The sequence below is a fragment of the Citrobacter freundii ATCC 8090 = MTCC 1658 = NBRC 12681 genome, assembly GCF_011064845.1.
Lineage (GTDB): Bacteria > Pseudomonadota > Gammaproteobacteria > Enterobacterales > Enterobacteriaceae > Citrobacter > Citrobacter freundii.
Window position 1 is genome coordinate 4,754,380 of record NZ_CP049015.1, and the last position, 15,810, is coordinate 4,770,189.

At 52.9% G+C, this 15,810-nt stretch carries 15 protein-coding genes; 4 read left to right on the plus strand and 11 right to left on the minus strand.

What is annotated here, in order from left to right; translation table 11 throughout:
- Positions 1 to 12 precede the first annotated feature (12 nt).
- From G4551_RS22765 to cpxP, 7 genes are all read right to left on the minus strand, one after another.
- Positions 13 to 1,485, minus strand: coding sequence for a DASS family sodium-coupled anion symporter (locus tag G4551_RS22765; protein WP_003840498.1), 1,473 nt, complete (start codon positions 1,483 to 1,485; stop codon positions 13 to 15).
- A gap of 113 nt (positions 1,486 to 1,598) precedes the next feature.
- A complete protein-coding gene (locus G4551_RS22770; RefSeq protein ID WP_003840496.1) occupies positions 1,599 to 2,903 on the minus strand; it encodes an SLC13 family permease in 1,305 nt (434 codons plus the stop codon).
- 73 nt (positions 2,904 to 2,976) lie between these two features.
- The gene (locus tag G4551_RS22775; RefSeq protein WP_003840491.1) at positions 2,977 to 3,726 is read right to left on the minus strand and encodes a CDP-diacylglycerol diphosphatase; all 750 of its coding nucleotides are present in this window, start codon (positions 3,724 to 3,726) and stop codon (positions 2,977 to 2,979) included.
- Between the two features lie 104 nt (positions 3,727 to 3,830).
- On the minus strand, positions 3,831 to 4,820 hold the full coding sequence (gene sbp, locus G4551_RS22780) for a sulfate/thiosulfate ABC transporter substrate-binding protein Sbp (RefSeq protein WP_003840489.1): 990 nt from the start codon (positions 4,818 to 4,820) through the stop codon (positions 3,831 to 3,833).
- A gap of 204 nt (positions 4,821 to 5,024) precedes the next feature.
- Positions 5,025 to 5,987 (minus strand): 6-phosphofructokinase, encoded by a 963-nt coding sequence (gene pfkA, locus G4551_RS22785; protein ID WP_003028778.1) that lies wholly within the window; start codon positions 5,985 to 5,987, stop codon positions 5,025 to 5,027.
- A gap of 183 nt (positions 5,988 to 6,170) precedes the next feature.
- Entirely contained in the window at positions 6,171 to 7,073 is a 903-nt protein-coding gene (fieF, locus tag G4551_RS22790) for a CDF family cation-efflux transporter FieF (protein ID WP_003028775.1), read from the minus strand.
- Positions 7,074 to 7,220: 147 nt separating this feature from the next.
- On the minus strand, positions 7,221 to 7,721 hold the full coding sequence (gene cpxP, locus G4551_RS22795; RefSeq protein ID WP_003028767.1) for a cell-envelope stress modulator CpxP: 501 nt from the start codon (positions 7,719 to 7,721) through the stop codon (positions 7,221 to 7,223).
- Between the two features lie 150 nt (positions 7,722 to 7,871).
- Here cpxP and cpxR point away from each other — a divergent pair, with 150 nt between their 5' ends.
- Complete coding sequence (gene cpxR, locus G4551_RS22800) at positions 7,872 to 8,570, plus strand: envelope stress response regulator transcription factor CpxR (RefSeq protein ID WP_003028763.1); 699 nt, start codon at positions 7,872 to 7,874, stop codon at positions 8,568 to 8,570.
- Complete coding sequence (cpxA, locus tag G4551_RS22805) at positions 8,567 to 9,940, plus strand: envelope stress sensor histidine kinase CpxA (protein ID WP_003840485.1); 1,374 nt, start codon at positions 8,567 to 8,569, stop codon at positions 9,938 to 9,940. Before cpxR ends, cpxA begins: the two co-directional genes overlap by 4 nt.
- 61 nt (positions 9,941 to 10,001) lie before the next feature.
- On the opposite strand, the gene yiiM is transcribed toward cpxA, so the two are convergent.
- Complete coding sequence (gene yiiM, locus G4551_RS22810; RefSeq protein ID WP_003028749.1) at positions 10,002 to 10,676, minus strand: 6-hydroxyaminopurine reductase; 675 nt, start codon at positions 10,674 to 10,676, stop codon at positions 10,002 to 10,004.
- A gap of 152 nt (positions 10,677 to 10,828) precedes the next feature.
- On the opposite strand from yiiM, the gene G4551_RS22815 reads away from it, so the two are divergent.
- Positions 10,829 to 11,725 (plus strand): dihydrodipicolinate synthase family protein, encoded by an 897-nt coding sequence (locus G4551_RS22815; RefSeq protein ID WP_003840484.1) that lies wholly within the window; start codon positions 10,829 to 10,831, stop codon positions 11,723 to 11,725.
- Between the two features lie 41 nt (positions 11,726 to 11,766).
- On the opposite strand, the gene kdgT is transcribed toward G4551_RS22815, so the two are convergent.
- Both kdgT and sodA read right to left on the minus strand, forming a co-directional pair.
- Complete coding sequence (gene kdgT, locus G4551_RS22820; RefSeq protein ID WP_003028743.1) at positions 11,767 to 12,750, minus strand: 2-keto-3-deoxygluconate transporter; 984 nt, start codon at positions 12,748 to 12,750, stop codon at positions 11,767 to 11,769.
- A 233-nt stretch (positions 12,751 to 12,983) separates the two neighbouring features.
- Positions 12,984 to 13,604, minus strand: coding sequence for a superoxide dismutase [Mn] (sodA, locus tag G4551_RS22825; protein WP_003840480.1), 621 nt, complete (start codon positions 13,602 to 13,604; stop codon positions 12,984 to 12,986).
- Between the two features lie 289 nt (positions 13,605 to 13,893).
- Here sodA and rhaT point away from each other — a divergent pair, with 289 nt between their 5' ends.
- Complete coding sequence (gene rhaT, locus G4551_RS22830; RefSeq protein WP_003840477.1) at positions 13,894 to 14,928, plus strand: L-rhamnose/proton symporter RhaT; 1,035 nt, start codon at positions 13,894 to 13,896, stop codon at positions 14,926 to 14,928.
- Here rhaT and rhaR read toward each other — a convergent pair.
- A complete protein-coding gene (rhaR, locus tag G4551_RS22835) occupies positions 14,925 to 15,773 on the minus strand; it encodes an HTH-type transcriptional activator RhaR (protein WP_003840475.1) in 849 nt (282 codons plus the stop codon). The two genes, rhaT and rhaR, sit on opposite strands and share 4 nt — an antisense overlap.
- Positions 15,774 to 15,810 lie beyond the last annotated feature (37 nt).

The window sequence follows — 15,810 nt, forward strand, 5'->3', positions numbered from 1 at the left end:
CCGCTGTATTAACTACCAGTATCCCAACCAGTGCCACCAGAAGGCGCCGGTCACACCCCAAATGGTCAGGTTGACCACACTCATCACCAGCCCCGTTTTCCACCACTCCGCCAACGTGACATAGCCCGAACCAAAGATAATAGGCGCAGTACCCGTGCCATAGTGCGTGAGCGACATCATCAAGGAGGAGGAGAAACCGAGCATTAAACCAAGCAGCGCTGGCGGCGCGCCGAGGCCTAAGCCTGCGGCGAAGAACGCAGCGAACATAGCCGTAATATGCGCAGTTGTGCTGGCGAAAAAGTAGTGCGAGTAGACGTAAAGCAGGATTAACAGCAGCGTCGCAACACTCCAGTGCACGCCAAGATGGTCGATTGCGCTACCCACGCTGGTTGCCAGCCATCCCACCAATCCCAGTTTGCTGAGATAATCCGCCATCATCACCAGCGCGGCAAACCAGACTATCGTATCCCATGCCCCGCGGCATTTAAGAATGTCATCCCAGCTCAATACACCCGCCATCAATAGAATCGACAATCCAATTAACGCGGCGCTAGTGGGGTTTACGCTCCAGGCACTGCCCATCAGCATTGCTGGAACACCCGCCCATAGACAGAGCAGCAAAATGAACACCCCCAGGGTGATTTTCTCTGCCAAAGAAAGTGGACCCAGCGCATCCAGTTTTTGCCGCGCAAACTGCGGCGCATTTGGCGTGCGCGTGATAGCTGGCGGATAGAGCCACCAGATTACAATCGGCATGACAACCAGTGATACCAGTGCGGGAAGAAGCGCCGCAATAGCCCACATTCCCCAGGTCATGTTCAGCACGCCATCCGTCCCCTTTGTCAAAAAACTGACGATTAACGGATTAGGTGCGGTCGCAGTGATGAACATAGCCGAGCTGATCGGGTTAATGTTGTAGTTCACCAGCGCGAGATAACGGCCCGTGGAGCCATTCTCGGCATGGCCTGGTTGCGAGCCGAGGCTCTCCGCAATCGCTCGCATTACCGGGTGGATAATGCCACCACCACGCGCGGTATTGCTTGGCGTTACGGGTGCAATTAGCGTTTCCGCAAGGGTTAATGCCCACGCAATACCCAGCGTTCTTTTACCAAATAGCGCAATAAACCCGTAGCCAATACGCGCGCCCAGGCCGGTCTTTAACAGACTTTGCGACAGCATAATGGATAAACCAATCAGCCAGATTAGCTGGTTAGAAAAACCACTCAATGCATCGTTCAATGCCGCCGAGGGTTTGCCTGGGTTAGTAACGCCTGTCATCGCCACCAGCATAATCGCCACAATCGCAATTGCGCCAATGGGCATAGCTTTACCGATAATCGCGGCGATCGTACCAATAAACAGTGCCAGCAGGTGCCACGCTTGCGGGGTTACGTCAGGAGGACACGGGATAACAAACCAGATGGTCAGCGTAATCACAAGCGAGATGATGGCAGGCCAGCGGCGGATGGGGGTCAAACTGTCCATGAATCAATCCTTGAGTTTCCAGTGCGCAAATCTGCGCTCAGGCATTAACCGATATTGCCGCGCATAATACAATTCACTCACTCACAAAACATAAAATTAACATTTTGATACAGCTACAGTTTTCCCAACACCGTAAACCAAGCGTAATCCAGCGGCAGAAGAATCAAATACGTTGCCGCCGCCAGTGCGATACACAGCAGCATCCCTGCCCTTGCAGGTACTTTCCCGAGCGCCATCGCCACCACGATCGGTGAAGCCTGATACGGCAACAGTGGTGTGGAATAACCCAGCACCTGGATCATAATCACCGACAGCAGCGGGAATCCCGTCGCATCGGCAAAGCTTTGCGCCAACGTGGTATACAGCGCCGGAACACCGTTCGCCGTCATAATAAAATTAAGCGCCGTGGTAATACCGGTCAGCGCGAGGAAACTGGTAAACGGCTTTTCCGCATCCAGCGGCATCACCTGTAACAGCGCTTCGCCAACGGCGCTACCAATACCTGTCTGCGTGACGGTGATCGCCAGCCCCAGAATACCCGCCACATAAATACAGGTACGAATGTTGACCCCAGTGGAAAACTCGTCGCCATTGATAAAGCCAACCCGTGGGAGCAATGTGATAACTGCCGCCGCCAGCCCGGTCCACGCGGGGCCAATGCCGTGCCAGCTTTCGCTTACCCAAAGAAGCAACACCACAGCTAACATCCAGGCCAGACGTTTTTCATCTCCACTCATCGGTTCCGACGGCGTGAGATCGCGTGGCGCATGGGGCTTGCCAGGGAACAGCCAGCAGATAAGCACGATGAGAACCGCGCCTTTAAGCCAACCCAGAACCGGCGTATGCAGCAGCAAATAGGGAAGATAATTGAGGTGGATGCCGTAAGAGCCTTCCGCCGCGCCGCTCATCACCAGATTCGGTACGTTTGCGGGTAAAATCGTCGCAGAAAGCTGGAATGTCCCAAACCCAACGGCCAGTGCCAGACCATACCAGGCGCGCGTACCATCGTTAATTCCAGCCCGTTTCGCCATCGCTGCGACAATCGGCATCAGCAGCGCAATGCGGCCCATGTTGGATGGCATTACAAACGCCAGCGCGTAACTCAACAGCACCACACTCGCCACCATTAACGGCCAGGAGTCGGTCAACCGTGATGACAGCGCCCTCGCCGCCCTGTCCGCCAGCCCCGTTTTACGAATCGCGATACCCAGCACAAAGCCGCTAAACACCAACCAGAATGCGGAGGACGCAAAGCCGCCAAAGATCACATCCGGAGGCGCGATTTTGGCGACCATCGCCACGGCAAAGAACAGCAGCGCCGTTATAAACTCCGGCAGCAGCGACGTAGCCCAGAGCAGAATGGTGATGCCAACCACCAGAGAGGGGATAAACAGAGGGTGTGTAAGCCAGAGCGACATGCCTGTCTCCTGTTGTTTTTTTCAACAAGAATACGGGGACAGGCATGCGGAGTAAACGCCAGATTAGGTGGGGTTAACGCAGAATATCACATTGATGATCCTGAATTTCCTCAGCGGAGGCGAGATTCAGCGCCAGCAGATTGCGCTGAGTAGCCAGCAGAACAAAGGATTCATCGCTCTGACGCACCATCGCCAACGCATAGCTGCCCATATGCTCACGTGCATCCGGCACCTCTTCTGCCAGCATCATAAATGGGCTGCGTTGTGCCAGTTCATTTTCCGTGACGCGACGCGCCAGATATTCATGACCGCGCAGCCCACCTGGTAGAGGTAGCCAGCGGGTGCTGATTTTCGCCAGGTTGTCATCCAGCTGTTTTCTGACATCGGTTCGCAGGCAGGAGATATGAATATGCAGGTGATTTTGAGTACGCCCGCTACGTGAGTTAATGGTCAGAGAGACTGCTTTGTCAGGGATTTCCTGGCCGTATTTTTGGCTCATAAAGCTACGCGCCTGCCAGGCCAGCCAGAAAAAGTTCGGCGTGCCTGATTTCAACAGCAGTGGGCTTTCCGTACCGTTAATGCGATAAGTGGGCATCAACAAATATTGCAAAGGGCCGTTACGGTCTTTGAACACCACATATCCGGCATCCGTCTTCACTTCTGCGCATGGTGCAGGATCCTGCTGCTGCAACTGGTACGGCAAGCATTGTTGAAGGACGATCTGGCGTAATGCGTCCGGGTTGCCGGTGAATTTCCAGTACCCGATGCCTGCAGCGGCGGCGACCACAATCACCGCCAGTAAAAGATAGCCTGCTTTTTTCATTACGCGTTTCCTGTATCCCATTGAAGGGCAAGAGTAACGCAAAACCATGACAAATAAAAAACCCGGTCGCGTTAGGCCACCGGGTCGGTAAATCACAGACTTATTTAGCGTTTGCTGATCTGGTCGAACGTACCGCCATTAGAGAAGTGCTCTTTCTGCGCTTTTGTCCAGCCGCCAAACTCTTCGTCGATGGTGAACAGCTTCAGCTTCGGAAATGCATTTTCGTATTTCTTCGCAACGTCTGTATCACGTGGACGATAGTAGTTTTTCGCTGCAATTTCCTGGCCTTCCGGAGAGTAGAGATACTTCAGATAAGCTTCCGCCACCGCTTTGGTGTCTTTCTTTTCCACCACTTTATCGACCACGGAAACGGTCGGCTCCGCGAGAATAGATTCACTCGGCGTCACTATCTCGAATTTGTCTTTACCCAGCTCGTTCGTTGCCAGCAGCGCTTCGTTTTCCCAGGCGATCAGCACATCACCGATACCACGCTCAACGAAAGTATTGGTTGAGCCACGTGCACCAGAATCGAGCACCTCAACGTTTTTATACAGGGCCTTCACAAAGTCTTGTGCCTTGGCCTGATCGTTGTTGTTGTGGTGCAGGGCATAGCCCCATGCCGCCAGATAGTTCCAGCGTGCGCCGCCTGAGCTTTTCGGGTTTGGTGTAATCACTGACACGCCCGGTTTGATCAAATCGTTCCAGTCATGAATTTGTTTGGGGTTGCCTTTGCGGACCAGGAACACGATGGTGGAGGTGTAAGGCGCAGAGTTATCCGGCAAGCGCTTAATCCAGTTTTTATCAATTCGACCACGTTCAGCAATGGCATCCACGTCATATGCCAGTGCCAACGTCACCACATCGGCTTCAATACCGTTGATGACAGAGGTCGCCTGTTTACCAGAGCCGCCGTGTGACTGGCGGATCACGACGTTATCGCCCGTTTCCTGCTTCCAGTGCGCGCTGAAGGCTTTATTGTACTGCTCGTACAGTTCACGTGTTGGATCGTACGATACGTTAAGTAACTGAATATCCTTTGCCAGAACGCTGGTCGATGCCAGCAATAATGTTAACCCTACGCCCCATTTGTTCATCGCCCAGCTCTCTTATGTGATGTTGTGATGAGCAAAGCGTGCCAGAAAGGCATCCAAACATTAAAGAATAAAAAAAGATTTGCTATAACTTCGGGGAATAAATGAGGAAGGTTGTGCCGGATAACGACTTACGCCTTATCCGGCCTACAAGAGTACACTCTGTAGGCCCGGTAAGCGAAGCGCCACCGGGCAACAAAAAAACAATCAGTACAGTTTTTTCGCGCAGTCCAGCCAGTCACCTTTGAACGGACGCTTCATGTTCTCGATAGCATCGATGATATCGTGGTGAACCAGTTGCTCGTTCTGAATACCGACACAGCGGCCGCCATGACCTGCCAGCAGCAGTTCAATAGCATATGCGCCCATACGGGATGCCAGAATACGATCGTAAGGAACCGGGGAACCACCACGCTGAATGTGACCCAGCACGGTCGAACGCGTTTCGCGGCCCGTTTCCTTCTCGATGTAATGCGCCAGTTCGTCAACGTCACACATGTGCTCAGTGATCGCTACGATTGCGTGTTTTTTACCTTTCGCGATGCCCGCTTTGATTTCAGCAACCAAATCGTCGCGACTGAATTCCACTTCCGGAACCACTACGAACTCACAACCACCGGCAATTGCAGCCGCCAGGGTCAGATCGCCACAGTAGCGGCCCATCACTTCAACGATGGAAATACGCTGGTGAGAAGAAGAGGTATCACGCAGACGGTCAATCGCTTCTACTACAGTACCCAGAGCGGTGAAGTAACCGATGGTGTAGTCGGTGCCCTTGATATCGTTGTCGATAGTGCCCGGCAGACCGATGCATGGGAAGCCCATTTCAGTCAGGCGTTTTGCACCCATGTAAGAACCGTCACCGCCGATAACAACCAGCGCATCAATGCCACGCTTTTTCAGGTTTTCGATAGCCACCGCACGCACGTTTTCGTCGCGGAATTCCGGGAAGCGAGCTGAACCGAGGAAAGTACCGCCACGGTTGATCATGTCGGACACGCTGTAGCGGTCAAGCTGGACCATACGGTCTTCATACAAACCCAGGTAGCCATCATGGATCCCCATGACTTCCAGCCCTTCCGTCAACGCTGCACGTACAACACCACGGATTGCTGCGTTCATGCCCGGCGCATCACCGCCGCTTGTCAACACACCGATTTTCTTAATCATGACTACCTCTGAACTTTGGAATGCAAAATGAAATCTGCTGCCGGAAGTCGATTCCGCATATCGAAACGATCCAACGAATATGCAGATAGTATAACAATCACTTCCTGCTGAATTGATTCAGGTCAGGCCAAATGGTGGTAATTTATACACAAAATGCTGGCCCGGTTCACTTTTTACAACGAATTATGAAAGCTCAAACACCTTGCCTTCCTTGGGTACGACTGAACAGGGATCCTGATGAATGATGACATCCGATCCCGGGAAACGCCGTAAAATTGCCTGCTCAACCTGTTCAGCCACTAAATGCGCCTGAACGAGCGGCAGATTATCTTCCATTTCCAAATGAATCTGAATAAAACGGGTCGGCCCTGACTGCCGCGTGCGAAGATCGTGAGCGCCGCTGACCCCAGGCCATGACGTCACGATATCAATAATTTCCTGACGTTCCTCATCGGGTAAAGCGCGATCCAGCAAAGATTGCACTGCCTCATACCCCATGCGTAATGCGCTATATAAAATATAGATGCCAATCCCGAGCGCAAACAAGGCATCCGCACGATGCCAACCGTACCATGCCAGCCCGAGCGCAATGAGAATCGCACCGTTCATCATAACATCAGACTGATAATGAAGCATATCTGCCCGAACGGCCTGACTTTGCGTACGCTTCACTACCCAGCGCTGAAACGAGACCAGAATGATTGTACACACTAACGCAATGATGGTGACAACCACCCCAACGCCGGGATCTTTCATCGGCGTCGGTTGGATGAGATGCTGAATCCCGGTCAGGAATAAAAACAGCGCCGAACCGGAAATAAACATGCTTTGCGCCAGCGCCGCCAGTGATTCCGCTTTTCCGTGTCCGAACGTATGTTCATCATCGGCCGGTTGCAGCGAATAGCGCACCACCAACAGGTTGGTTAACGACGCCGCGATGTCCACCAGAGAATCCACCAGTGCAGCCAGAATACTGACCGATCCGGTGTACCACCACGCGAAAATTTTGATCAAAAGTAACAGTGATGCCATCACGGTCGCCGCGATTGCCGCCCGGCTCACCAGCCGCCCATAGGTATGATTCATAAACACTCCAGCCAGAATATGCCGCTAGTATAACGGATGAAGTAAAACAGTCAGGCAATAACCGAGCGACAAATTTTGGGCAAAAAAAACCCCCACATCATGTGGGGGAAGACAGGGATGGTGTCTATGGCAAGGAAAACAGGGTTACTACTGGGAACGTGAGTTGCTACTACTCAATAAATTCAACGATGAGCTTTTTTTCCAGTGCGCTACGTCGCGCAATTGCTCCATTCGTTGTTCATGTTTCTCATTTAAAACCGCTTGCTGCTCGGGCGTTAACAGGCGATACATCTGGTTGCGGATCCTGGCTATTTCAACCTGGCGGGCAACCTGTTCTTGCGCCATTCTTTCTGCCTGAGCGCGCACTGCGCTTTCATCAAATTTCTCTGCGGTGACAAGGCGATGCATTGTCTCCATTTCGCTAACATTAACAGGAGGCTGTTCGTGTCTTGCCTGCTGCATTAAATCTCGCATCTGTTGACGTTGATGTTCGGTTAAACTGATACCGTCAAACATGTGGCTCTGAACGCTACGTTGCGATGAGCCTTCACCCAGGTGCCAGTGATCGCCTGTGACGACTTCAGCTGCATGGCTAAATGTACTGAGTGCCAGCGTTGAGGCCATGACGGCAGCGCTAACTTTGCCCATCACTTGCTCCCAAAATCTTTTCTGTCGCGATTCAACGAGAGACAGTTTACGATTCGGGCTGCAAACATGCGTCAGGGGGTGTAAAACAACGTAAAGTCATAGATTAGCGACGCCTGATGACGTAATTTCTGCCTCGGAGGTACGTAAACAATGAATAAAATCCTGTTAGTTGATGATGACCGAGAGCTGACTTCCCTGTTAAAGGAGTTGCTCGAAATGGAAGGTTTCGATGTGCTGGTTGCCTATGATGGGGAACAGGCGCTTGAGCTTCTGGATGACAGCATCGATTTACTTTTGCTCGACGTCATGATGCCGAAGAAAAACGGCATTGATACGCTGAAAGCACTTCGTCAGACACACCAGACACCCGTAATCATGCTGACCGCTCGCGGCAGCGAATTGGATCGCGTACTTGGCCTTGAGCTGGGCGCGGACGACTATTTACCCAAACCGTTTAACGACCGTGAACTGGTCGCGCGCATCCGCGCTATTCTGCGTCGCTCACACTGGAGCGAACAGCAGCAGAACAGCGATAACGGCTCGCCGACTCTGGAAGTAGATGCGTTAAGCCTTAATCCGGGTCGCCAGGAAGCCAGCTTTGACGGGCAAATTCTGGAGTTAACCGGTACCGAATTCACCCTGCTTTATTTGCTGGCACAGCATCTCGGTCAGGTGGTTTCGCGTGAGCACCTGAGCCAGGAAGTGCTGGGTAAACGCCTGACGCCTTTCGATCGCGCTATCGATATGCATATCTCGAACCTGCGTCGTAAGCTGCCAGAGCGTAAAGACGGACACCCGTGGTTTAAAACCCTGCGTGGTCGCGGCTACCTGATGGTTTCCGCTTCATGATAGGGAGCTTAACCGCGCGCATCTTTGCCATCTTCTGGTTGACGCTGGCACTGGTGTTGATGTTGGTACTGATGTTACCCAAGCTCGACTCACGCCAGATGACCGAGCTACTGGACAGCGAGCAGCGCCAGGGGTTAATGATTGAGCAACACGTTGAAGCTGAACTGGCGAACGATCCACCCAACGATTTGATGTGGTGGCGTCGCTTGTTTCGGGCGATAGACAAGTGGGCGCCGCCAGGACAGCGGTTATTACTTGTTACGACGGAAGGACGCGTGATCGGCGCAGAACGCAATGAAATGCAGATCATTCGTAACTTTATTGGTCAGGCCGATAACGCCGACCATCCGCAAAAGAAAAAATACGGTCGCGTTGAGATGGTCGGGCCTTTCTCCGTCAGAGACGGTGAAGATAACTACCAGCTGTATCTCATTCGACCAGCCAGCAGCTCACAATCTGACTTTATCAACCTGCTGTTTGACCGACCGCTGTTATTGCTGATTGTCACCATGTTAGTCAGCTCTCCGCTATTGCTCTGGCTTGCCTGGAGTCTGGCGAAACCAGCGCGTAAGTTGAAAAACGCGGCGGATGAAGTGGCCCAGGGCAACCTGCGTCAACATCCGGAGCTGGAAGCCGGTCCGCAGGAGTTTCTGGCGGCAGGTGCCAGCTTTAACCAGATGGTGACGGCGCTGGAACGGATGATGACCACGCAGCAACGTCTGCTGTCGGACATCTCTCACGAGCTGAGAACACCGCTAACGCGTCTGCAACTGGGCACCGCTCTGCTGCGCCGTCGTAGCGGTGAGAGCAAAGAGCTGGAGCGCATTGAAACAGAAGCACACCGACTAGACAGCATGATCAACGACCTGCTGGTGATGTCACGTAATCAGCAGAAAAACGCGCTGGTCAGTGAAACGGTGAAAGCTAATCAGCTTTGGGGCGAAGTGCTGGATAACGCCGCCTTTGAAGCTGAGCAGATGGGTAAATCGCTCACGGTGAATTTCCCGCCGGGCCCGTGGCCGCTGTACGGTAACCCAAATGCGTTGGAAAGTGCGCTGGAAAACATTGTGCGCAATGCCCTGCGCTATTCACATACGAAGATTGAAGTTGGCTTCGCGGTGGATATCGACGGGATTACCATCACCGTGGACGACGATGGCCCAGGTGTAAGCCCTGAAGACAGAGAACAGATTTTCCGTCCGTTTTATCGTACCGATGAGGCGCGCGATCGCGAGTCTGGCGGAACAGGTCTGGGTCTGGCGATTGTTGAAACCGCAATCCAGCAGCATCGTGGCTGGGTGAAGGCCGAAGACAGCCCGCTGGGTGGTTTACGGCTGGTAATTTGGTTACCGTTGTATAAGCGTTCCTGAGTCTCTCTGTGTTGCCGGATGGCGGCGTAATGCCTCATCCGGCCTCCACGGACAGGGGGAATTATTTCCCCCACAAACGGCGGGAATTGTCTTCGATCTTGCCGCTTAAACGACGCTTTTGCATCGTTCTGGTCCAACTTTTTGATAACCCGGCAGCCGACAGTAAACGGTGATATTGCGAATCATCAAACGGCATATGCCAGGCGATAGCAATTGCCTCCCGCACGCTGACGTCGCTCACGCGTGACGCCAGGATCAACGGCGCGTCTGCAGATACCAGCCCTGCCGCGACGACGCTGCACAGCCAGCCCGTCTTACCTGCATCCTGCATCTGGCAGGCCATATCGCTGATGCCAAAATGGAAATTCAACTTAAAGCACGGCGAGCGCGGCTGTGTGACCTGAATCAACGCCTCTCCCCACTGGAAAATGTCACCAATATACACATTCTCTTCAGTCAGCCCCTCAGTAGAGAGGTTCTCACCAAACGCGGGCGCGACAAATAGCTCCGCCTGCTCCGGAAACGCTTGTCTCCAGTGCTGATAGTGTTCACGCGGATAGTGACACAGCGCGCGATCCGGCCCGCCATGAATTTTCGCTTCCGCCTGTTCATCTCCCGTCAGCCCCAGTTCGGTCAGCATCAGCTCGCCGTCAATCTGGACTTTAGCAATCGCGCTGGGACGGCTTCCCGTGTAGTCCCGAACTTTGCCCGTAAAAACATCGACCGGATATCGCATCTGTTCCCTCTCCCGATAAATTTCCCCCATTACACCACATTTATTTTACCCCAGTCGCTCAAAATGAGAGCACGGTTCACATGAAACTTAGGGACACATGCTATCAATGTAAGCTGGTTTTGAAACATCATTTCAAATAAGGAGTCGACAACGTGACTGATCAATCGCAATTTGCTGGCGTCTGGTGTCCTTCCATTACGCCAATGGACAATGACGGTAAGATCGATCTCAACGGTCTAAGCCAGCATCTCAAACGCCTTACCGAGGCCAAAATCGACGTGATTTTGCTGATGGGCAGCATCGGGGAATTTGCTTCCTTTACGCTCGAAGAAAGGCTGCTGCTGATCCGCGAGGCCCGCGCCATGAGCTCGCTGAAGATGGTCGCCAACGTCTCATCCACCTGCCAGAATGATGTATTGTTGATGGCGCAGGAAGCGTATCGCTCAGGTTACGATGCCGTGATGATCCTGCCGCCCTACTACTACGGACAAACGGCGAAACAGCTGCTGAGCTACTTCCGTCAGTTGGGGCAGAAACTCAGCGGCAAATGGTTTGCCTATAACTTCCCGGCACGCACCGGCTGCGATTTAACCCCCGAGCTGGTTGCCTCCCTCGCCGCTGAGTTCCCGAATTTCGCTGGTATCAAAGACACCGTCGACTGCCAGTCTCATACCCGCAGTATGATTCAGACCACCCGCGCCGTGCGGAAGGATTTTGCCGTGCTGTCCGGCTACGACGAATACTATATTCCCAACCTGTTGGCAGGTGGCGCAGGGATTATTTCAGGGTTGAACAACGTCATGCCGGAACTGTTTGTCAGCGCGCGGGAAGCGTTTAAACAGGGCGACCTGGCAGCGCTTCGCGATATTCAGGACCAGATTGGCACCTACATGTCCATCTATGCCATCGGCGAAGATTTTGTCACCACCATCAAAACCGTGGTATCGCGTAAGTTTGGCTATTGCTCCGGCGTGTCACGTAATGCCGGTGGAGAGTTGAACGAGAGTGAGTGTAGAACAATCGATGAGGTGTTTGTCGTCAAAGGGTAAATAATTAAGCCGGATGGTGCAGACCATCCGGCTTAAGAGACTTACTTCACGGTGCCACGAAGATCAATTTCTGCCGCCCTTGCTTTGGCCCTTTTCGACCAGATAGACGTGATAATCGGCACCAGAATGGAGGTCACAATCACCGACGTGGCGACCAGGGAAGTTGCTGCCGGTGCCATCGGTTTAAATGCCGGAACCATTTCAGCAATCAGCACAGGCGTAGCAACCGCCGCCCCCGCAGAACTGGAAGCCGCAATCCCCGCCGTACCATCGCCACCACCAATCAGTTTATCGGCGATAATCAATGGAATACCAGTGATGATAATCACTGCCACGCCCAGCAGAATACCCAGCACGCCGGTCTGAGCAATCACGCTCAAATCAATGGTGTTACCTAATGCGAAGGCAAAGAACGGGATCAGCGTCTGCACGGCCTTACTGAAGAATTCCCGCAGCTCAGGATCCAGATTACCCAGCGCAAAACCAATCAGGAACGGCAATACTGCGCCAACAAATACGTGCGGTTCAAACGACGCGATCCCGGCAGTTCCCAGAATCACCATGGTCATCAGCGGGCCAGACTCCAGCGACATCAGGACAAACGCCCCAGCCTCTTCTTTGGTGCCGTACTGCTGCATAATCGAGGCATACAACCCGCCGTTGGTCATATCCATCGCGGCCACCAGCGCCAGCGTAGACAACCCAGCGAAGAATCCGACCTCTACGCCATGTTCCGGCAGAATGCGTGAGGCAATCGCTGCAACCACCCACGCCACCAGAATCTTGGTTATGACTAACGTACCTGATTTACGCAGCACGGTGCCGGTGGCGCTTAGCTTGATCGACGCCCCCATGCAAAAGAACCAGACCGCCAGGATAGGTACCGTACCGGTGATCATACCGTTGGTAAAGGAGCCGAAGTATTTCCCGGCGCCGGGGGAAAAGGTGTGACACAACGCGCCCAGGAAAAGCGGCACCAGCATCATACCGCCTGGGATTTTCTCTATCGTACGTTTGATCTGCATTTCCATCACCTGTAGACATAAAAATGGGGCAATTTTTATGGGCGATTGCATCTTGCTTTGAGATGCGCCCGTCTTGATGAAAAGAAGATAGACATTCATAGAGACTATAAAAGTGATCCCACTCGCATAATAAAACCTTGTTTCAATTTAAGTGGATCATTGTTTTTATATTGAGTTTGATCACAAAAAAACCCCACAAGCATCGCTTGCAGGGCTTCGTTAAAGCATAGAATTTATTTTTTTGCTGCGAAACGCGCGGCAGCTTCGTCCCAGTTCACGACGTTCCAGAACTCTTTGATGTAGTCCGGGCGACGGTTCTGGAATTTCAGGTAGTAAGCGTGTTCCCAAACATCCAGGCCCACGATTGGGAAACCGGAAGCGCCAGAGATAGCTTCACCCATCAGCGGGGAATCCTGGTTGGCGGTGGAAACAACAGCCAGTTTGTCACCTTTCAGCACCAGCCACGCCCAGCCGGAGCCAAAGCGGGTTGCCGCTGCTTTTTCAAATTCAGCTTTGAAGTTGTCAACGGAGCCAAAGTCACGTTCGATAGCCGCTTTCAGGTCACCCTGCAGCGTAGTACCGGTTTTCAGGCCTTTCCAGAACAGGCTGTGGTTAGCGTGACCGCCCGCGTTGTTACGCAGTACGGTTTTCTTGTCTGCTGGCAGTTGATCCAGTTTGGTGATCAGCTCTTCAGCGGACAGGCTGGCGAATTCTGGCAGGCTTTCCAGCGCAGCGTTCGCGTTGTTTACGTAAGCCTGGTGGTGTTTGGTATGGTGGATTTCCATCGTCTGCTTATCGAAGTGCGGTTCAAGGGCATCATAAGCGTACGGCAGGGATGGCAGTGTATAACTCATAATCATCTCCAGTATTGTCGGGCGGCCTGTGTTAACGCCGCGTAAGCAGTTGGGTCATTATAGTTAATTAAATGATATTGAAAATGATTATCAATGCCGTACTTTTTACAAGGTTTTAATAGCGCATGTTGATTGCTAAAGATGTGAACCGAATCACCCAGTTAACGTGATGATTGCCAACATGCGCAAAATGGCGGCAATCGTTAAAAGGTTAACATCCTGCGTAATTTTTAAACTCGTTTGGTCGGAGGGGTCATTACCGACGATAAAAAATAACGAGGATTAAGTCATGAGTAACGCGATTACGATGGGTATCTTTTGGCATTTGATAGGCGCAGCCAGTGCCGCCTGTTTCTATGCCCCGTTCAAACAAGTCAAACATTGGTCATGGGAAACGATGTGGTCGGTTGGCGGGATCGTCTCTTGGCTTATCCTGCCATGGACCATTAGCGCCATGTTGCTTCCCAATTTCTGGGCCTACTTCAGTTCTTTCAGCCTCTCTACGCTGGCTCCGGTGTTTCTGTTCGGCGCGATGTGGGGGATTGGCAATATCAACTATGGTCTGACCATGCGCTATCTCGGTATGTCGATGGGGATCGGCATTGCAATTGGGATTACGTTGATTGTCGGCACGCTGATGACCCCAATTATCAACGGCAACTTTGATGTGCTGATCAATACTTCCGGCGGACGCATGACGCTGCTTGGCGTACTGGTCGCGCTGATTGGCGTCGGTATTGTGACTCGGGCCGGTCAGTTAAAAGAACGCAAAATGGGCATCAAAGCGGAAGAGTTCAACCTGAAAAAAGGGCTGGTTCTGGCGGTCATGTGCGGCATTTTCTCCGCCGGGATGTCATTTGCGATGAACGCCGCTAAACCAATGCACGATGCCGCCGCCGCGCTGGGTGTCGATCCATTGTATGTCGCCCTGCCCAGCTACGTGGTTATCATGGGCGGCGGCGCGTTAGTCAACCTGGGCTTTTGCTTCATTCGTCTGGCAAAAGTGAAAAACTTGTCGATAAAAGCCGACTTCTCGTTAGCCAAGCCACTGATTATCACCAACGTGCTGCTGTCTGCGCTTGGTGGCCTGATGTGGTATTTGCAATTCTTCTTCTACGCCTGGGGCCACGCGCGTATTCCGGCTCAATATGATTATGTAAGCTGGATGCTGCACATGAGCTTCTATGTTCTGTGCGGCGGGATTGTCGGGCTGGTGCTGAAAGAGTGGAAAAACGCGGGTCGCCGTCCGGTAAGTGTGCTAAGCCTTGGCTGCGTGGTGATCATTGTCGCGGCAAACATTGTGGGTCTGGGAATGGCCAGCTAATCATGTTGGGTGCTGAGATGACGCCACTGGCTCGGCGTCATCCCGGTTTCGCGCGTGAACACTACCGAAAAGTAGTTACTGTCCTCAAAGCCGCAGCGCATGGAAATCTCACTAATCATCAACCGACTATGTTTGAGCAGATACTGCGCATGGCAAACCCGCACCTGGCGGAGATACTGGTTGATGGTCATGCCGGTCTGGCTGCGAAACTGCTGGCGCAAAACGCGCTCGCTGCACCGTTCGCGCTCGCAAAACTTATTCAGTTCGAACGCATGCTCATGGCTACCGGCTAACGCGGTGATCAGTTTATCCAGCAGCGTTTCGCTCGACGTCGCCGGGAGCGTATCCGTGGCATAACGATGCCGCTTAAGGTGGGTCACCAGTTGCCCGAACAGCAGCTCAGCCATGGTAAAAGCCTGCGCATCACGTTGATTACTTTCATGCTCAAGCTGGCTTATCACCTGTCTGACCTGGCTCATGCCAACGCTACCGAGTCGCCAGTGCGGGTGCCTCGGCGCACCATCAAATCCGGGGATCGCCCCTTGCCAGTCAACATTCAGCGTCAACCGCTCCGGGCAGTAGATGATATTTTGCAGCACAAGGTCGTTAACGGAAGTGTAGGAATGTTTGTCTTCGGCGCGAATGTAAAACAGATCGCCACGGGTTATCCGGTACGGGCGATCGTTAAGGACATGCAGGCCATTACCGCGCCAGACCAGAACCAGCTCGCAAAACTCATGGGTATGCTCAGCAAAGACATCCTGCGGATAACGATCGGCTACGGCGACAGCCTGCTGTTCATGCGCAAAAAAGTCTGATTTCAGAAGGACCAGATGGTTCGCCATCACAATATTCCCTGCCGGGTGGCGGCTACGTGTCACG

What these genes read in the sequence shown, in the direction of transcription:
- cpxP (WP_003028767.1), bottom strand. Translation starts at nt 7,721, where the DNA reads ATGGGCAAAGTTAGCGCTGCCGTCATGGCCTCAACGCTGGCACTCAGT.
- sbp (WP_003840489.1), bottom strand. Translation starts at nt 4,820, where the DNA reads ATGAACAAATGGGGCGTAGGGTTAACATTATTGCTGGCATCGACCAGC.
- yiiM (WP_003028749.1), bottom strand. Translation starts at nt 10,676, where the DNA reads ATGCGATATCCGGTCGATGTTTTTACGGGCAAAGTTCGGGACTACACG.
- cpxR (WP_003028763.1), top strand. Translation starts at nt 7,872, where the DNA reads ATGAATAAAATCCTGTTAGTTGATGATGACCGAGAGCTGACTTCCCTG.
- cpxA (WP_003840485.1), top strand. Translation starts at nt 8,567, where the DNA reads ATGATAGGGAGCTTAACCGCGCGCATCTTTGCCATCTTCTGGTTGACG.
- rhaR (WP_003840475.1), bottom strand. Translation starts at nt 15,773, where the DNA reads ATGGCGAACCATCTGGTCCTTCTGAAATCAGACTTTTTTGCGCATGAA.
- rhaT (WP_003840477.1), top strand. Translation starts at nt 13,894, where the DNA reads ATGAGTAACGCGATTACGATGGGTATCTTTTGGCATTTGATAGGCGCA.
- kdgT (WP_003028743.1), bottom strand. Translation starts at nt 12,750, where the DNA reads ATGCAGATCAAACGTACGATAGAGAAAATCCCAGGCGGTATGATGCTG.
- pfkA (WP_003028778.1), bottom strand. Translation starts at nt 5,987, where the DNA reads ATGATTAAGAAAATCGGTGTGTTGACAAGCGGCGGTGATGCGCCGGGC.
- G4551_RS22765 (WP_003840498.1), bottom strand. Translation starts at nt 1,485, where the DNA reads ATGGACAGTTTGACCCCCATCCGCCGCTGGCCTGCCATCATCTCGCTT.
- G4551_RS22775 (WP_003840491.1), bottom strand. Translation starts at nt 3,726, where the DNA reads ATGAAAAAAGCAGGCTATCTTTTACTGGCGGTGATTGTGGTCGCCGCC.
- G4551_RS22770 (WP_003840496.1), bottom strand. Translation starts at nt 2,903, where the DNA reads ATGTCGCTCTGGCTTACACACCCTCTGTTTATCCCCTCTCTGGTGGTT.
- sodA (WP_003840480.1), bottom strand. Translation starts at nt 13,604, where the DNA reads ATGAGTTATACACTGCCATCCCTGCCGTACGCTTATGATGCCCTTGAA.
- fieF (WP_003028775.1), bottom strand. Translation starts at nt 7,073, where the DNA reads ATGAATCATACCTATGGGCGGCTGGTGAGCCGGGCGGCAATCGCGGCG.